The following is a 12286-nucleotide window of genomic DNA, read 5'->3' as shown; positions in this document are numbered from 1 at the left end:
AGCGTGGCATCCGTTGAATCGCTGCCCGTGGCCGTGATCGGCGCCGGGCCCGTGGGCCTCGCCGCGGCCGCCCACCTGCTCGAACGCGGGCTGGAACCCCTTGTCCTGGAAGCCGGCCCCACCGTGGGTTCGGCCATCCGGAAATGGGGGCACATCCGGTTGTTCTCCACGTGGAAATACAACCTGGACCCGGCCTCGGTGCGGCTCCTCGAACGCAGCGGCTGGGAAGCGCCCCGGCCCACCGCGCTGCCCTATGGTTCGCAGATCGTCTCCGACTACCTCGAACCCCTGGCCGCCACACCGGAACTGAAGGGCCGGATCAGGACCGGCGCCCGCGTTCTTGCCGTGACCCGGCAGGGCATGGACAAGGGCCGCAGCCTGGGCCGGGATGAGGCGCCGTTCCTGCTGCGGATAGAGCACGACGGTGGAGAGGTCACCGAGCTCCTTGCACGCGCCGTCATCGACGCGTCCGGGACATGGACCACGCCCGCGCCGCTGGGATCCTCCGGGTTGCCGGCCCTGGGCGAGCCGGAGGCCCGTGCCGCCGGGCTGGTCACAGGGCCGCTGCCCGACGTCACCGCCGGCGGGTTTGCCGGGCGCCGCACCCTGGTGGTCGGCGCCGGACATTCCGCCGCGAACATGGTGCTTGACCTCGCCCGCGTGGCCCGCGCCAACCCCGGAACCGAGGTCCTGTGGGCCATCCGCGGCGCCTCTCCGGAGCGCGCCTACGGCGGCGGGAACGCCGACGAGCTGCCCGCCCGCGGCCAGCTGGGCACCCGGCTCCGCACCGCCGTCGACACCGGAGCCGTCCAGCTCCTTACGGGCTTCCACACGGCATCCCTCGAAACCCGCGGCAACACGCTCACCGTGCACGCCGCGGACGGCCGCAGCGTGACGGTGGACCGGGTGATTCCCGCCGCCGGGTTCCGCCCGGACCTGTCCATCCTGTCAGAACTCCGGCTGGACCTGGACCCGGCAGTGGAGGCACCCAAGGCTTTGGGCCCGCTGATCGATCCGGACTTCCACAGCTGCGGCACCGTCCCCGCCCACGGCGCCAGGATCCTCGCCCAGCCGGAAAAGGACTTCTACCTGGCCGGCATGAAATCGTACGGGCGGGCGCCCACGTTCCTCATGGCCACCGGCTATGAGCAGGTCCGGTCCGTTGCGGCGGCGCTGTCCGGGGACACCCAAGCAGCGGACGCCGTGGAACTCGAGCTCCCGGAAACCGGGGTTTGCTCCACCAGCCTCCCGGCCGACGCCGCCGGGGAGGCGTGCTGTGGCAGCCCGGTGCCGGTGACGATCGGCTTCGCCACCGGGGTCGAGCACGGCCGCAGCGGCGAATCCGCGCGCGTATAGCGGCCCTATGGGCTCAGTCGGTGATGTCTGTGCTGGTGCTCAACTCCCGCCACTGGTCCAGTTCGGCCCGCTGTGCGTCCGCCACCATGCCGAACGCACCGAAAGCGTCCGTGCCCAGGACCAGCAGGCCCGGCGGGGTGGGGGATTCGACGACGGCGATGATTGCCCGGGCGGCCTTGTCCGGATCGCCGGGCTGGTTGCCGTGGCTCGTGTCGTTTTCCTTGCGGCGCTTGCCGGCGGTCTCGGCGTAGTCGCCGATCGGCGTCGCCGACTGGGTCAGCGAGCGGCCCGCGAAATCGGTGCGGAAGCCGCCGGGCTCTATGGCGGTGACGTTGATGCCCAGGGGTTTGAGCTCGTTGCGGAGCGATCCGGACATGCCCTCCAGCGCCGCCTTGGTCGCCGCGTAATAGCCGGAGCCGGCCGGGGTGATCCGGGCGCCGATGGAGGAGACGTTGAGGATGGACCCGCCCTTGGTGGCGCGCATGCCCGGCAGCACCGCCTTGATCATGTCCACCGCACCGAAGAAGTTGGTGTCGAACAGTTGGCGGATGTCGGCGTCGTCGGCTTCCTCCACGGCGGCGCGGTAGCCGTAGCCGGCGTTGTTGACCAGCACGTCGATGTTGCCGAATTTCTCCTCCGCCTGCCTGACCGCGGCATTGATCTGCGCCTTGTCCGTGACGTCCAGGGGAAGTGCCAGCGCGGTGTCCGGGAAGCCTGCGGTGATGTCCTGCACGGATTCGACGTTCCGGGCGGTGACGACGGCGTTGTGCCCGGATGCGAGCACGGCTTCCGCGAGTGCCCGGCCAAGTCCGGTGGAGCAGCCTGTGATGAGCCACGTTGCCATGGGTTGTCCTTCCATAGGGTGTGAAATTCGCTGGGGGAGCGGCAGCTAAGCCGCGTGCCGCCGTCGTGCCTGTGTTGTCAGTTCGTGGGCGCCGTAGCTGTTGTCGTCCGGGTTGACGGTCACGCCCGGGGCCACCAGCTGGTCGATGCGGTCCAGCACTTCCGGCGCCAGCTTCGCGTCGGCGGCCGGGAGGTAGGACTCCAGCTGTTCCATGGTGCGCGGGCCCACGATCGCGGAGGTGACGCCGGGGTGGTTGATGACGAACGCGATGGCCAGCTCAATGAGCGTGACGCCCGCCCATTCGGCCACCTGCGCCAGCTCTTCGACGATGTCCAGCTTGCGCTGGTTGGCCGGCTGGGACATGTCGAACCGGGCGCTGGGGCGGGCAGCGGAGGTGGGTGAGGACGCGGAGTCCTTCCGCCACCGACCGGAGAGCCAGCCGCCGGCGAGCGGGCTGTAGGTGAGGGTGCCCATCCCGTGCCGCTGCACGGTGGGCAGGACGTCCTCCTCGATCCCGCGGGTCAGGATGGAGTAGGGCGGCTGCTCGGTGACGAACCGTTCGAGGTTCCGTTCCCGGGAGGCCCACTGCGCCTCCACGATCTGTGAACCCGAGTAGGAGGACGAGCCGAGGTAGCGCACCTTGCCTTGGCGGACCAGGTCGGTGAGGGCGCCCAGGGTTTCCTCCACATCGGTGTCCGGGCTGGGCCGGTGCACCTGGTAGAGGTCGATGTAGTCGGTGTTCAACCGGCGCAGCGAGTCTTCCACGGCGCGCATGATCCAGCGGCGGGAGCCGCCGCGCCGGTTGGGGTCTTTTTCGTCCATCGGCATGAAGAACTTGGTGGCCAGGAAGACGTCGTCGCGGCGGCCTGCCAGGGCCTTGCCCACGATTTCCTCTGACACGCCGCCCGAATAGACGTCTGCGGTGTCGACAAAATTGATGCCGGCGTCCAGGGCGCGGTGGATGATGCGGGTGGCGTCGTCGGTGTCGTTGTTGCCCCAGGGGCCGAACATCATCGCGCCGAGGCACAGGGGGCTGACCTGCACGCCGGTGCGGCCAAGCGGGCGGTATTCCATCTGGTTCCTTCTCTCTCAGGCTTGGGGGTTGCTTAGGCCTCGGGGATCACCATGGCGAACCGCTCGGGGCGGGCCACGTCCGGGTCCGGGCCGCTGCGGACGCCGGTATCCAGGGCATCAATGGCAGCCAGGTCCGCCGCGGACAGCTCGAAGCCGAACACGTCGAAGTTCTCGGCGATGCGGGCCGGGTTGGTGGACTTGGGGATGGCGGAGCGGCCCTGCTGCAGGTGCCAGCGCAGCATCACCTGGGCGGGAGTCTTGCCGTGGGCCTTTGCGACGGCGGCGATGGCCGGGTCACGCATGACGTTCTTCCGGTTCTCGCCCCAGCCGGGGTAGAAGGTGATGCCGCCGATCGGCGACCACGCCTGGGTGAGGATGCCGTGCTCTGCGTCTGCGGCCTGGACGTTCCGCTGGGCAAAGTAGGGGTGCAGTTCGATCTGGTTGACGGCCGGGACCACGTCCGTTGCCTCCAGCAGTTGCTTCAGGTGGTGCGGCATGAAGTTGCTGACGCCGATGGCCCGCACGCGCCCGTCCGCCAGCAGGGTTTCCAGCGCCTTGTACGCGGCCACCGTCTTCTCGAACCGGTCCGGTGCGGGCTGGTGCAGGATGAGCAGGTCCAGTTGCTCCACGCCCAGCTTTCCCACCGCTTTGTCCCACGCGTGCAGTGACTCGTCGTAGCCGTAGTCGCTGACCCAGACCTTGGTTTCGATGAACACGTCGCCACGGTCCAGGCCGGAGCGGCGGATGCCTTCGCCCACTTCCCGCTCGTTGCCGTAGGCGGCGGCTGTGTCGATGTGCCGGTAGCCCACCTCGAGCGCTGTCTGGACGGCCGCCGTCGTCTCTTCCGGGGGACTTTGGAAGACGCCGAGGCCGAGAGCGGGCATGGTGACGCCGTTGTTGAGTGTGAGTTCCATAACCATTCCTTCACGGTATGGGGATGCGGAGGTTTGTGGGAGGGCTTGACAGTCCCTCCCTCGCGGCGGCGGCCGGGCGTAGCGTGGGTGGCATGACCAACAGCGACGACGTGCGCAAGTTCCTGAGTTCCCGCCGGGCCAGGCTCACTCCGGACGAAGCCGGGCTGCCTGCGTATGGCGGCAACCGGCGCGTGAAGGGCCTGCGCCGGGAAGAGGTGGCCATGCTCGCCGGGATGAGCATCGATTACTACATCCGGCTGGAGCGGGGAAACCTGTCCGGTGCCTCGGACAGCGTGCTGGAGGCGCTGGCCCGGGCGTTGCAGTTGGACGACGCCGAGACGGCCCACCTGTTCGACCTGGCCCGGGCGTCCACGGCTGCTCCGCGGGTGCGGCGCAAGCGGAGCCCGCTGACGGTGCGGCTCAGCGTGCAGAGGGTCATTGATGCGATTACCACCGCGCCTGCCTGGGTCCGCAACGACCGCGGCGACGTCCTGGCGTCCAACGAGCTGGGCAGGGCCCTGTACCTGGAAATGATGGCCGACGGCGGTACCCCGCCCAACAGCGCACGGTTCACGTTCCTGAGCCCGAAGGCGCGGGAGTTCTTCGCCGACTGGGAACGCGCCGCGGACGACATTGTTGCCGTCCTGCGGTCCACGGCCGGGAAGAACCCGTACGACAAAGACTTGTCCGACCTGATCGGGGAGCTCGCCACCCGCAGCGAGGAGTTCCGCACCCGGTGGGCCCGGCACGACGTGAAGTACCACCGCACGGGCCGCAAACGGCTCCACCACTCGATCGTGGGGGACCTGGACCTGACCTACGAGGCACTGGAGCTCCCCGCCGACCCCGGGCTGCGGATCAACGTCTACACGGCCGAACCGGGCTCGCCGTCCGAGGACGCCCTCAAGGTCCTGGCCAGCTGGGCCGCCACGCAGGAGGAACCGGCCCAGGCATCGGTCACGGAAACCAGCTGACTTTCCGGTGGCGCTGCCCGCTATTTGCCGCCGAGCTCAGCCTGCAAGGGGTAAGTGTTGCTGTCCAGGATCACTTGGGTGCACACGCCCGTTTCCGGATTGAGGACCAGCGGAGCCGCCAGGTTGACGGTGGGCTTTCCTTGGCCCGGGTTCACCACCAGCAACGTGGTGCTCTGGCCCGCTGCCCGGGCACCGGCCGGAAGGGCGGGGGCATAGTCCGGCACGTACACGGCGGCGTCGGCCAGGAACAACCGCACCGCGGCAGCCTCGGCCTCCAGGGCGAAGAGGCCATGGGCGCCGTCCACACCGCGCAGCGTGAAACCATCCAGCCCCTCGAGGCCAGGCATGGGGGCCGTGAAGGCCACCGGCATGGAGGAAACGGCCGTCACCGCAGGAAGTCCATCAGCGTCGGCTGAAGAACTTTGGCCGTGACGGCCAAAGCCACCTGGTAGTTGGATTCCTGCAGTTTCAAATCAAGCACCACCTGTCCGATGTCCGCGTCTTCGATGGCGGACCGCTGTGTTTCCAGCGTAGCCTTCAGCCCCGAGAGCCTGTCCTGCGCGGTCACCAGCTGTGCCTGCCGGGTCCCCACCTCGGCGCGGCCGTTGATCACACTGTTCAGGCGCGCGTCCACGGCGCCGAGCTGCGGGGACGGGTCTGCGCCGGATCGGATGGCTGCGGCGACGCCGCTGACCAAGGCGAAAACGGAGCCTGCGCCGTTCCCGAAGATCGCGCCGCCGTCGGCATCCACCCGGACTTTCTGCCCGGCGTCGACGCGCCGCTCCACTGAACTGGCGGGCACCCCGTTGAACACGGGCGGATTCCCGCTGAAGGCGGCCGCGGAATCGGAGCTGCCGGCGAAGATGTTCCGGCCCAGGTACTTGGTGTTGGCGGCGGCCAGCAGGTCCTTGCCCAGCCCGTCGAGCTCCGCGGCGATCGCATCCTTGGCCGGCTGGTTGAGGGATCCGTTGGCGGCCTGCAGGGTGAGGTCGCGGACCTTGTTCAGGATGTTGGTGGCCTGGCCCAGGGCTGCGTCCGCCGTGTCCAGCCAGCCGTTGCCGTCGTTGATGTTGCCGGCGTACTGGTCCGCGGCTCGGAGCTGGGCGCGCGTTGCCATGGCATTGGCCAGCGCAGCGGGATCGTCCGACGGCCTGGTGATGTTCTGCAGGGTGCCGGCCTTCTGCTGCAGCGTGGCGAGCCGGGACTGACCGGCCTGGAGGTTCCGCTGCGCGGCCGCAGCCATCGACTGGTTGGTGACACGGTTCAACATGGGCTACCTTCCCACCAGTCCGGTGTGGTTGATCAGGACATCGAGGGCTTCGTCGACGGCGGTCATCACCCTGGCGGCCGCCTGGTAGGCGTGCTGGTTGCTGAGCAGGCTGATGTTTTCCTCATCCAGGCTGACGGCCGCCCCGGAATCGCGCTGCCCCGCAGCGGAAACACTCGCCGCCGTGGCCAGTTGTTCGTGTTGCTGGGCTGAGCGGGACAGTGCGCCAATACCGGTGACGACGGCGGTCCAGGCCTTGTCCGGGGAGTCCGCCCCCGCACCGAGCTGGGCCAGGGCATCGGCCGTGCCGCCGTCCAGCGCGCCGGCACCGGCCGCCCCGGTGGCGATTCCAGAGGCGTCCGCGGGGACCACCCGCAGCGTGAGCGCCGCCGAGCCCGTGGGGGCCGCGGTGAAGAAGTCCAGCTGGCCGGCACCGGTGGTGGACTGGCCGGCGCGGTGGACAGTGTTGACGTCGGTCATCAGTTTGGTGGCGAAGGCGTCGTAGGAGGCGCCCGCCTCCGCGATGGGTCCGCCGGACCCGCCGGCCGCCGGGGCAAGGAGGGTGATGGCACCTGCGAGCTTCCCGCCGTCGGGCCCTACGGGGTGGCCCGGACGGTCAGCCCACTCAAGCTTTACCGCGGCGCCCGGGCCGGCCATGCTTGCCTGGCCGGACAGTGCCAGGAGGCGGGTGGACGTACCCGACACCAAGGCGTTGCCGCCCACCAGGACATCGGCGGTGCCGTCGGCGTTGTCCCGGACGGTGCCGCCAGCCAGGGAGGCGATGGTCTCGATGGCCTTGTTGCGGGCGTCGACAAGCTCGTTCGCGGAGCCGCCGCCGGCCAGGACCTGGCGGATGCGGGCGTTGTAGCCGGCTACCTGCGCCGCGGCGTCGTTGACGGTTTTCACGTTGCCGTCCGCCTCGGCCCGGACCCGCGTCCATTGCGCATCCAGCGACCGGTAGCCGGCGGAGACGGTGCCGGCGAGGGAGGAGGCCGCCTGCAGCAGCACGGCGGTGGGGGCGGCCCCGCCCGGGTGGTTGGAGACTCCCTGCCAGGCCGCCCAAAAGCCCTGCAACGCCGCGGTAATTCCGTGTTCGCCGGGTTCCTGGAGGCTGTCCTCGATGCGCTGCAGCTCCCCGGAGCGGACACTGGCGTATCCGGCCTGGGCTGCGCTGGACCGGACGCCGGCGTCCAGGAAGCTGTTGCCCAGGCGGGCGATGGCGTCCACGGAGACGCCTTGTCCGGGCTGGAGCAAGCCCGTTGCCAGGCCGGTGGGTGCCGGGGCGCCGATGGCCGACTGTTCAAGCCGCTGCCGCGTGTAGCCTTCCGTGGTGGCGTTGGCGATGTTCTGGCCCGCCACGTTGATGCCCTGCCGGGCCGCGGTGAGGCCCAGGTAGGCCGTGTTCAGTCCGCCGAATGTGCTCACTGCTGTCCTTTGCTGGTGCGGGTGTGCCGGTCAGATTTTTTGGTCGAACAAGTGCGACGCCTCGGTTTGCCCGGCACGGCCCTGGGAGTCGTACGTTCCGGCGGCCGGCTGGAGGTTGGCTGCTGTTTCCTGGGTGGAGCGCACCGCTGCGCGCAGGAACTGTTCGTTGGAGTCGCGAAGTTCCTGGATGGCGGCGGTCTGCCGCTGCATGGCCGTCAGGTGCGCGGTGAGGATTCCCGCCCACGCTTCGTCCGGGGCGGCGGACGCCAGTTCCGCCAACGAGGAATCCTCGGAAAGACCCCAGGCAGCGGCGACGGCAGATGCCTCCAGGGCGCGTGCCAGTCCTGCCTTGGACAGGCGCTCAAGGACCTGCTCCACCTCCCGCGTGCCGTGCGGGAGCCACCGTGACTTGCCGGCGGTAAGCAGCAGCTGCTCCTCCTCCAGCTTGAACGTCAGGAGGTCCAGGAGCTCGCGTTCGCGCCACAGCAGTGCCGAAAGTTCGTGGATGGCCATGGCTGGTCAGCTCCAGGTTCGTTGGGTTGGCGTCGTGTCATGGGAAAGCTATCGGCCGTCGGAGTGGGTGCGTTAGGAGCAGCCGGGGGAGGGGTGCCCGGAAGGGGTTGCCAAAAACTTCCCGGCCGTTTTTCCTAACCGGGGTTGCCGCTGCTCCGATAGCTGGTTGTGAGGGCCCACGGATGGGCCTTCGACACAACGTCCCACATCACGGAGGAAACACCATGGGAATGCAGATCAACACCAACCTGGCTGCGAACAACGCGTACCGCAACCTCAACAACACGCAGAATGACCTGTCCAAGTCGCTGGAGAAGCTGTCCAGCGGCCTGCGCATCAACCGCGCTTCGGACGATGCGGCTGGCCTGGCTCTCTCAGAAGGACTGCGCTCGCAGGTCGGCGGCCTGACCGTGGCGGCGCGAAATGCGCAGGATGGAATCGGAGTCGTCCAAACCGCTGAAGGCGGGCTCAACGAAGTTCACTCGATCCTGCAGCGCATGCGTGATCTCGCCGTTCAGGCTGGCAACGACTCGAACAACACTGATTCACGCGCTGCTATCACCACCGAAGCTACGGCTCTTACCTCTGAGCTCACGCGCATTGCCGGCTCGACCGACTTCAACGGCGCAAAGCTGTTGAATGGTACGGCGGGCTCGGCATCGGACGGAAAGATGAGCTTCCAAGTTGGCGCCAACACTGGCGACCAGATCGTGGTCGATTTGGCGTCGGCGAACGTATCGAACGTCGTCACTGCGATGGGCACTTTGGACTTCTCAACCGCCACGGGTGCAGCGTCGGCCATTGGGTCCATTGATACGGCCATCAAGTCTGTGTCATCGGCCCGATCCGAGCTCGGTGCTGTTCAGAACCGCTTTGAGCACACGATCAAGAACATCAATGTCTCGAAGGAAAACCTGTCGGCGTCCGAGTCCCGCATCCGCGACACCGACATGGCGGAGGAAATGGTGAAGTACACCAAGAACAACATCCTCTCCCAGGCAGGCACCGCCATGCTGGCCCAGGCGAACCAGTCCAGCCAGGGTGTCCTGCAGCTCCTGCGCTAGTCCGCTCCGGGCCACCGTCCGGTAGCAATGTTGTACCGGTGAGGGCCGGGCGGAGTGATCCTCCGCCCGGCCCTCACCTGCAGCGCCTCCCTTGTCCCAGCCACCCACCCACAGCACCCAGGAGCAGCAGCGATGGGCATATCCCTCGACGGACTGGCCAGCGGCCTGGATACCACCGCCCTGATCAGCTCCCTCATGCAGGTCGAAGCGATCCCGCAAACCCAGTTGAAGAACAAATCGGCTGACATCCAGTCGATGGTTTCCGCGCTCCAAGGGCTCAACTCCAAGGTGGCCGCCCTGGCCACGCAGGCCTCCGCCGCCGCCAAACCCGGCGCGTTGAACCTGAACACAGCCACCAGCAGCAGCGACAAAGTCACGGCCACCGGCACCGCTGCAGCGGCAGCCGGGTCCATCGACTTCACCGTGACCAGGCTGGCCCAGACCCAAGTCAGCGTCTCGGATGCCCTGACGGCCTGGCCGCAAACCACCCTGACCATCACCCAAGGCGGCAAGGCCGTGGATATCACCGCGGCTTCCACGTCCTTGGATGATGTGGTGACCGCCGTCAATGCTGCCGGCGCCGGAGTCACCGCCGCCAAGGTCGCCGTAGGCGGCGGCCAGTACCGCCTGCAGTTCACTTCCACCACCCCCGGCCAGACCGGTGCATTCACCGTGACCAACTCCGGTGCCGCTGTTTCCGATGCCAAAGCCGCCCAGGACGCCGAGATCCAGCTCTGGTCCGGGCTGGCAACCCCGCAGTCCATCACCTCCGCCACCAATACCTTCACCGACCTGCTGCCCGGAGTGTCGGTGACGGTCAAGGAAGCATCGGCAACCCCGGTTACCGTCACCGTGGCACGCGACGACGCCCAAATCGGCAAACTGGCCTCCGACCTGGTGTCAGGACTGAATGGCGTCCTGGCCTTCGTTTCCGCCAGGAGCGCCGTCAGTACCTCGGGCACCACCACCAGCGCAGGCATCTTCACCGGCGACAGCACGGTCCGGGACGTGAGCCAGAACCTCCTGTCCGCAGCCTCCATGCCCGTGGGCATCCCGCCGCGCTCGCCCTCTGAAATCGGCATCAGCATCACCAAAGCCGGCACCATGGAGTTCGACCAGGACAAGTTCGCAGCAGCCCTGGCCGCAGACCCCGCCGGAGTGCAGGCCAAGGTCCAGGAACTGGCCGGACGCCTCGCGGCAGCGGCCACCACGGCGTCGGACAAATATGACGGCACCCTGACCACCAGGATTTCGGGACAGCAGTCCACGGTCCGGGACCTGGCGGACCAAATCAGCGACTGGGACACCCGGCTTGAGGACCGCAAGCAGACCCTCCAGCGCACCTACTCCGCCCTTGAAGTGGCCCTCAGCGGCATGAAGGCGCAGTCATCCTGGCTGTCCTCCCAACTTGCCGGCCTCTCCACCTCCTCAGGAAGCTCCTCATCATGACCTCCACCCCTTTCGGCGGCTACGGCAACGCGGCCCAGCGCAATCAGTACCTGGCCGAGTCGGTGCTTTCGGCGCCACCGGCCCGGCTGCTCACCATGCTGTATGACCGGCTGCTGGTGGACCTGGCCCGCGCCGAAGCGGACCAGGAAGCAGGCAATTGGGCCATGGCATCGGTCCACCTGCTGCACGCCCAGGCCATCCTGACCGAACTTTCCTCCTCGCTGAAAGTCGAGGCGTGGGACGGAGCCGGCAGCCTCCTGGGAATCTACAACTACGCCTCCACCGCCCTCATCAACGCCAACATCCAGCGCGACCCCGCACTGACCAAGGAAGCGATCAGCCTGCTGGAACCCCTCCGTCAGACCTGGCACGAAGCTGCCGCGATGGTGCCGGCGGCCACCCCCGTCCCGGCAGCCAATGCGGCCGCGACTGTGGCGGCCCCCGCCGCTATCCGGGGGACCAGGGAGTCTTTGTTCCCTACTGGCAACGGGATGCTCGGCGTTGGCTGAAAGCCCGACGACGGACCCCGCCGCGGAAGCGGACGCCGCCTTGGCACGCTGGACGGCAGTGCTGGACTCCCTGGAGCGGACCGCGGATGCGGCCGGTGCCCTGATCCACCAGCACACCCGGGGTATCCCCGGCACATCCCCAAGGCCGGTGAGGGCCCAGCAGCTCCAGCGGACCCAGCCGAACCAGCAGGCCAAGCTGCCGCCGCTCGCCGCGCTCCCGGACCCTGCGGCGGCTGCGGTCCGCGCGCGGGCGGTGGCGCTTGCCGCCCGGCAGGAAGCCCTGATCCGCCAGCTTGAGGAGGCTCGGGCGGATGTGGCGCGGCAGTTGCAGGCGGTGTCCTCCATCCCTGGTATCGGGGCGCCGGCGGCCGCCGTCTACCTGGACGTCACGGGCTGACGTACCCGCATGACCGGGCAGGCAGGACGGGCTGGAAAACTGGGCGGGTTTTCCTCCTAACGCCCCGCTGACCTGTGCCGATAACTCCTGACAGAGCACGGATCGCTCGATGCCACGGCCACGGATCGGCCTCTGAAACACCACCAGGCAGGTTTGTCGTGCTCGAATCCGTGACCTCCGCGGCGCTCTCCAGCGCCTTGGACGGCCTGGCGCTGCGCCAGCGCACCATCGCCAACAACATCGCGAACATCAACACGCCCAACTACCAGGCCAAGCGCGTCTCCTTCGAGGAGGCGCTCGCCGCCTCGGTGCGCAACGGCAACGGGCAGGCGGCGCCTTCTGTCGAGGCGTCACTGGAGCCCACGCAGCTCAACGGAAACAACGTCAACCTGGATACCGAAACCCTCTCCAACATCGACACCGTGCTGCGCTACCAGTTCGCCTCCCGGGCAGTTAACGGCGAGTTCACGGCCCTCCGCGCGGCGATGAGGACCAATTGA

General features: G+C 68.2%; 14 protein-coding genes. 7 read left to right on the top strand and 7 right to left on the bottom strand.

Features of this window, described 5'->3' with window-relative positions:
- Nucleotides 1–3: 3 nt before the first annotated feature.
- Nucleotides 4–1356, top strand: a complete 1353-nt coding sequence (locus QRM96_RS09600; RefSeq protein ID WP_285319427.1) for an FAD-dependent oxidoreductase — start codon at nucleotides 4–6, stop codon at nucleotides 1354–1356.
- A gap of 13 nt (nucleotides 1357–1369) precedes the next feature.
- Here QRM96_RS09600 and QRM96_RS09595 read toward each other — a convergent pair whose 3' ends face one another.
- Genes QRM96_RS09595 through QRM96_RS09585 form a run of 3 tightly spaced genes read right to left on the bottom strand, consistent with a single transcriptional unit; the run spans nucleotide 1370 to nucleotide 4188 of the window.
- Entirely contained in the window at nucleotides 1370–2200 is an 831-nt protein-coding gene (locus QRM96_RS09595) for an oxidoreductase (protein WP_285319426.1), read from the bottom strand.
- A 45-nt stretch (nucleotides 2201–2245) separates the two neighbouring features.
- Nucleotides 2246–3274, bottom strand: a complete 1029-nt coding sequence (locus QRM96_RS09590; RefSeq protein WP_285319425.1) for an aldo/keto reductase — start codon at nucleotides 3272–3274, stop codon at nucleotides 2246–2248.
- A 32-nt stretch (nucleotides 3275–3306) separates the two neighbouring features.
- Complete coding sequence (locus tag QRM96_RS09585; protein WP_285319424.1) at nucleotides 3307–4188, bottom strand: aldo/keto reductase; 882 nt, start codon at nucleotides 4186–4188, stop codon at nucleotides 3307–3309.
- 92 nt (nucleotides 4189–4280) lie between these two features.
- Here QRM96_RS09585 and QRM96_RS09580 point away from each other — a divergent pair, with 92 nt between their 5' ends.
- Nucleotides 4281–5162: a helix-turn-helix transcriptional regulator gene (locus tag QRM96_RS09580; protein WP_285319423.1), complete on the top strand. Its 882-nt coding sequence runs from the start codon at nucleotides 4281–4283 to the stop codon at nucleotides 5160–5162.
- Nucleotides 5163–5182: 20 nt separating this feature from the next.
- Here QRM96_RS09580 and QRM96_RS09575 read toward each other — a convergent pair whose 3' ends face one another.
- Genes QRM96_RS09575 through QRM96_RS09560 form a run of 4 tightly spaced genes read right to left on the bottom strand, consistent with a single transcriptional unit; the run spans nucleotide 5183 to nucleotide 8367 of the window.
- Entirely contained in the window at nucleotides 5183–5551 is a 369-nt protein-coding gene (locus QRM96_RS09575; protein ID WP_109045284.1) for a flagellar assembly protein FliW, read from the bottom strand.
- Complete coding sequence (gene flgL, locus QRM96_RS09570) at nucleotides 5548–6432, bottom strand: flagellar hook-associated protein FlgL (RefSeq protein ID WP_285319422.1); 885 nt, start codon at nucleotides 6430–6432, stop codon at nucleotides 5548–5550. The genes QRM96_RS09575 and flgL overlap by 4 nt, the downstream gene beginning before the upstream one ends.
- Before the next feature lie 3 nt (nucleotides 6433–6435).
- Nucleotides 6436–7854, bottom strand: coding sequence for a flagellar hook-associated protein FlgK (flgK, locus tag QRM96_RS09565; RefSeq protein WP_109045286.1), 1419 nt, complete (start codon nucleotides 7852–7854; stop codon nucleotides 6436–6438).
- A gap of 30 nt (nucleotides 7855–7884) precedes the next feature.
- Entirely contained in the window at nucleotides 7885–8367 is a 483-nt protein-coding gene (locus QRM96_RS09560; RefSeq protein WP_133830508.1) for a flagellar protein FlgN, read from the bottom strand.
- A 224-nt stretch (nucleotides 8368–8591) separates the two neighbouring features.
- Here QRM96_RS09560 and QRM96_RS09555 point away from each other — a divergent pair, with 224 nt between their 5' ends.
- The 5 genes from QRM96_RS09555 to QRM96_RS09535 all read left to right on the top strand — a co-directional run bounded on the left by QRM96_RS09555 (nucleotide 8592) and on the right by QRM96_RS09535 (nucleotide 12286).
- A complete protein-coding gene (locus tag QRM96_RS09555) occupies nucleotides 8592–9431 on the top strand; it encodes a flagellin N-terminal helical domain-containing protein (RefSeq protein ID WP_206073911.1) in 840 nt (279 codons plus the stop codon).
- Between the two features lie 132 nt (nucleotides 9432–9563).
- On the top strand, nucleotides 9564–10880 hold the full coding sequence (fliD, locus tag QRM96_RS09550) for a flagellar filament capping protein FliD (RefSeq protein WP_285319419.1): 1317 nt from the start codon (nucleotides 9564–9566) through the stop codon (nucleotides 10878–10880).
- Nucleotides 10877–11389, top strand: coding sequence for a flagellar export chaperone FliS (locus tag QRM96_RS09545; protein WP_109045289.1), 513 nt, complete (start codon nucleotides 10877–10879; stop codon nucleotides 11387–11389). Before fliD ends, QRM96_RS09545 begins: the two co-directional genes overlap by 4 nt.
- On the top strand, nucleotides 11382–11786 hold the full coding sequence (locus tag QRM96_RS09540) for a hypothetical protein (RefSeq protein ID WP_165838009.1): 405 nt from the start codon (nucleotides 11382–11384) through the stop codon (nucleotides 11784–11786). Before QRM96_RS09545 ends, QRM96_RS09540 begins: the two co-directional genes overlap by 8 nt.
- Before the next feature lie 158 nt (nucleotides 11787–11944).
- Nucleotides 11945–12286: a flagellar basal body rod protein FlgB gene (locus QRM96_RS09535; RefSeq protein WP_109045290.1), complete on the top strand. Its 342-nt coding sequence runs from the start codon at nucleotides 11945–11947 to the stop codon at nucleotides 12284–12286.

The sequence above is a fragment of the Pseudarthrobacter sp. lyk4-40-TYG-27 genome (assembly GCF_030209295.1).
Classification (GTDB): Bacteria; Actinomycetota; Actinomycetes; order Actinomycetales; family Micrococcaceae; genus Arthrobacter.
This window is presented reverse-complemented; position numbering and strand designations above follow the sequence as displayed.

Excerpts from the sequence above, each read along its gene's own strand:
- fliD (WP_285319419.1), top strand. The coding sequence starts at position 9,564 with ATGGGCATATCCCTCGACGGACTGGCCAGCGGCCTGGATACCACCGCC.
- QRM96_RS09555 (WP_206073911.1), top strand. The coding sequence starts at position 8,592 with ATGGGAATGCAGATCAACACCAACCTGGCTGCGAACAACGCGTACCGC.
- QRM96_RS09545 (WP_109045289.1), top strand. The coding sequence starts at position 10,877 with ATGACCTCCACCCCTTTCGGCGGCTACGGCAACGCGGCCCAGCGCAAT.
- QRM96_RS09560 (WP_133830508.1), bottom strand. The coding sequence starts at position 8,367 with ATGGCCATCCACGAACTTTCGGCACTGCTGTGGCGCGAACGCGAGCTC.
- QRM96_RS09590 (WP_285319425.1), bottom strand. The coding sequence starts at position 3,274 with ATGGAATACCGCCCGCTTGGCCGCACCGGCGTGCAGGTCAGCCCCCTG.
- QRM96_RS09580 (WP_285319423.1), top strand. The coding sequence starts at position 4,281 with ATGACCAACAGCGACGACGTGCGCAAGTTCCTGAGTTCCCGCCGGGCC.
- QRM96_RS09595 (WP_285319426.1), bottom strand. The coding sequence starts at position 2,200 with ATGGCAACGTGGCTCATCACAGGCTGCTCCACCGGACTTGGCCGGGCA.
- QRM96_RS09585 (WP_285319424.1), bottom strand. The coding sequence starts at position 4,188 with ATGGAACTCACACTCAACAACGGCGTCACCATGCCCGCTCTCGGCCTC.
- flgL (WP_285319422.1), bottom strand. The coding sequence starts at position 6,432 with ATGTTGAACCGTGTCACCAACCAGTCGATGGCTGCGGCCGCGCAGCGG.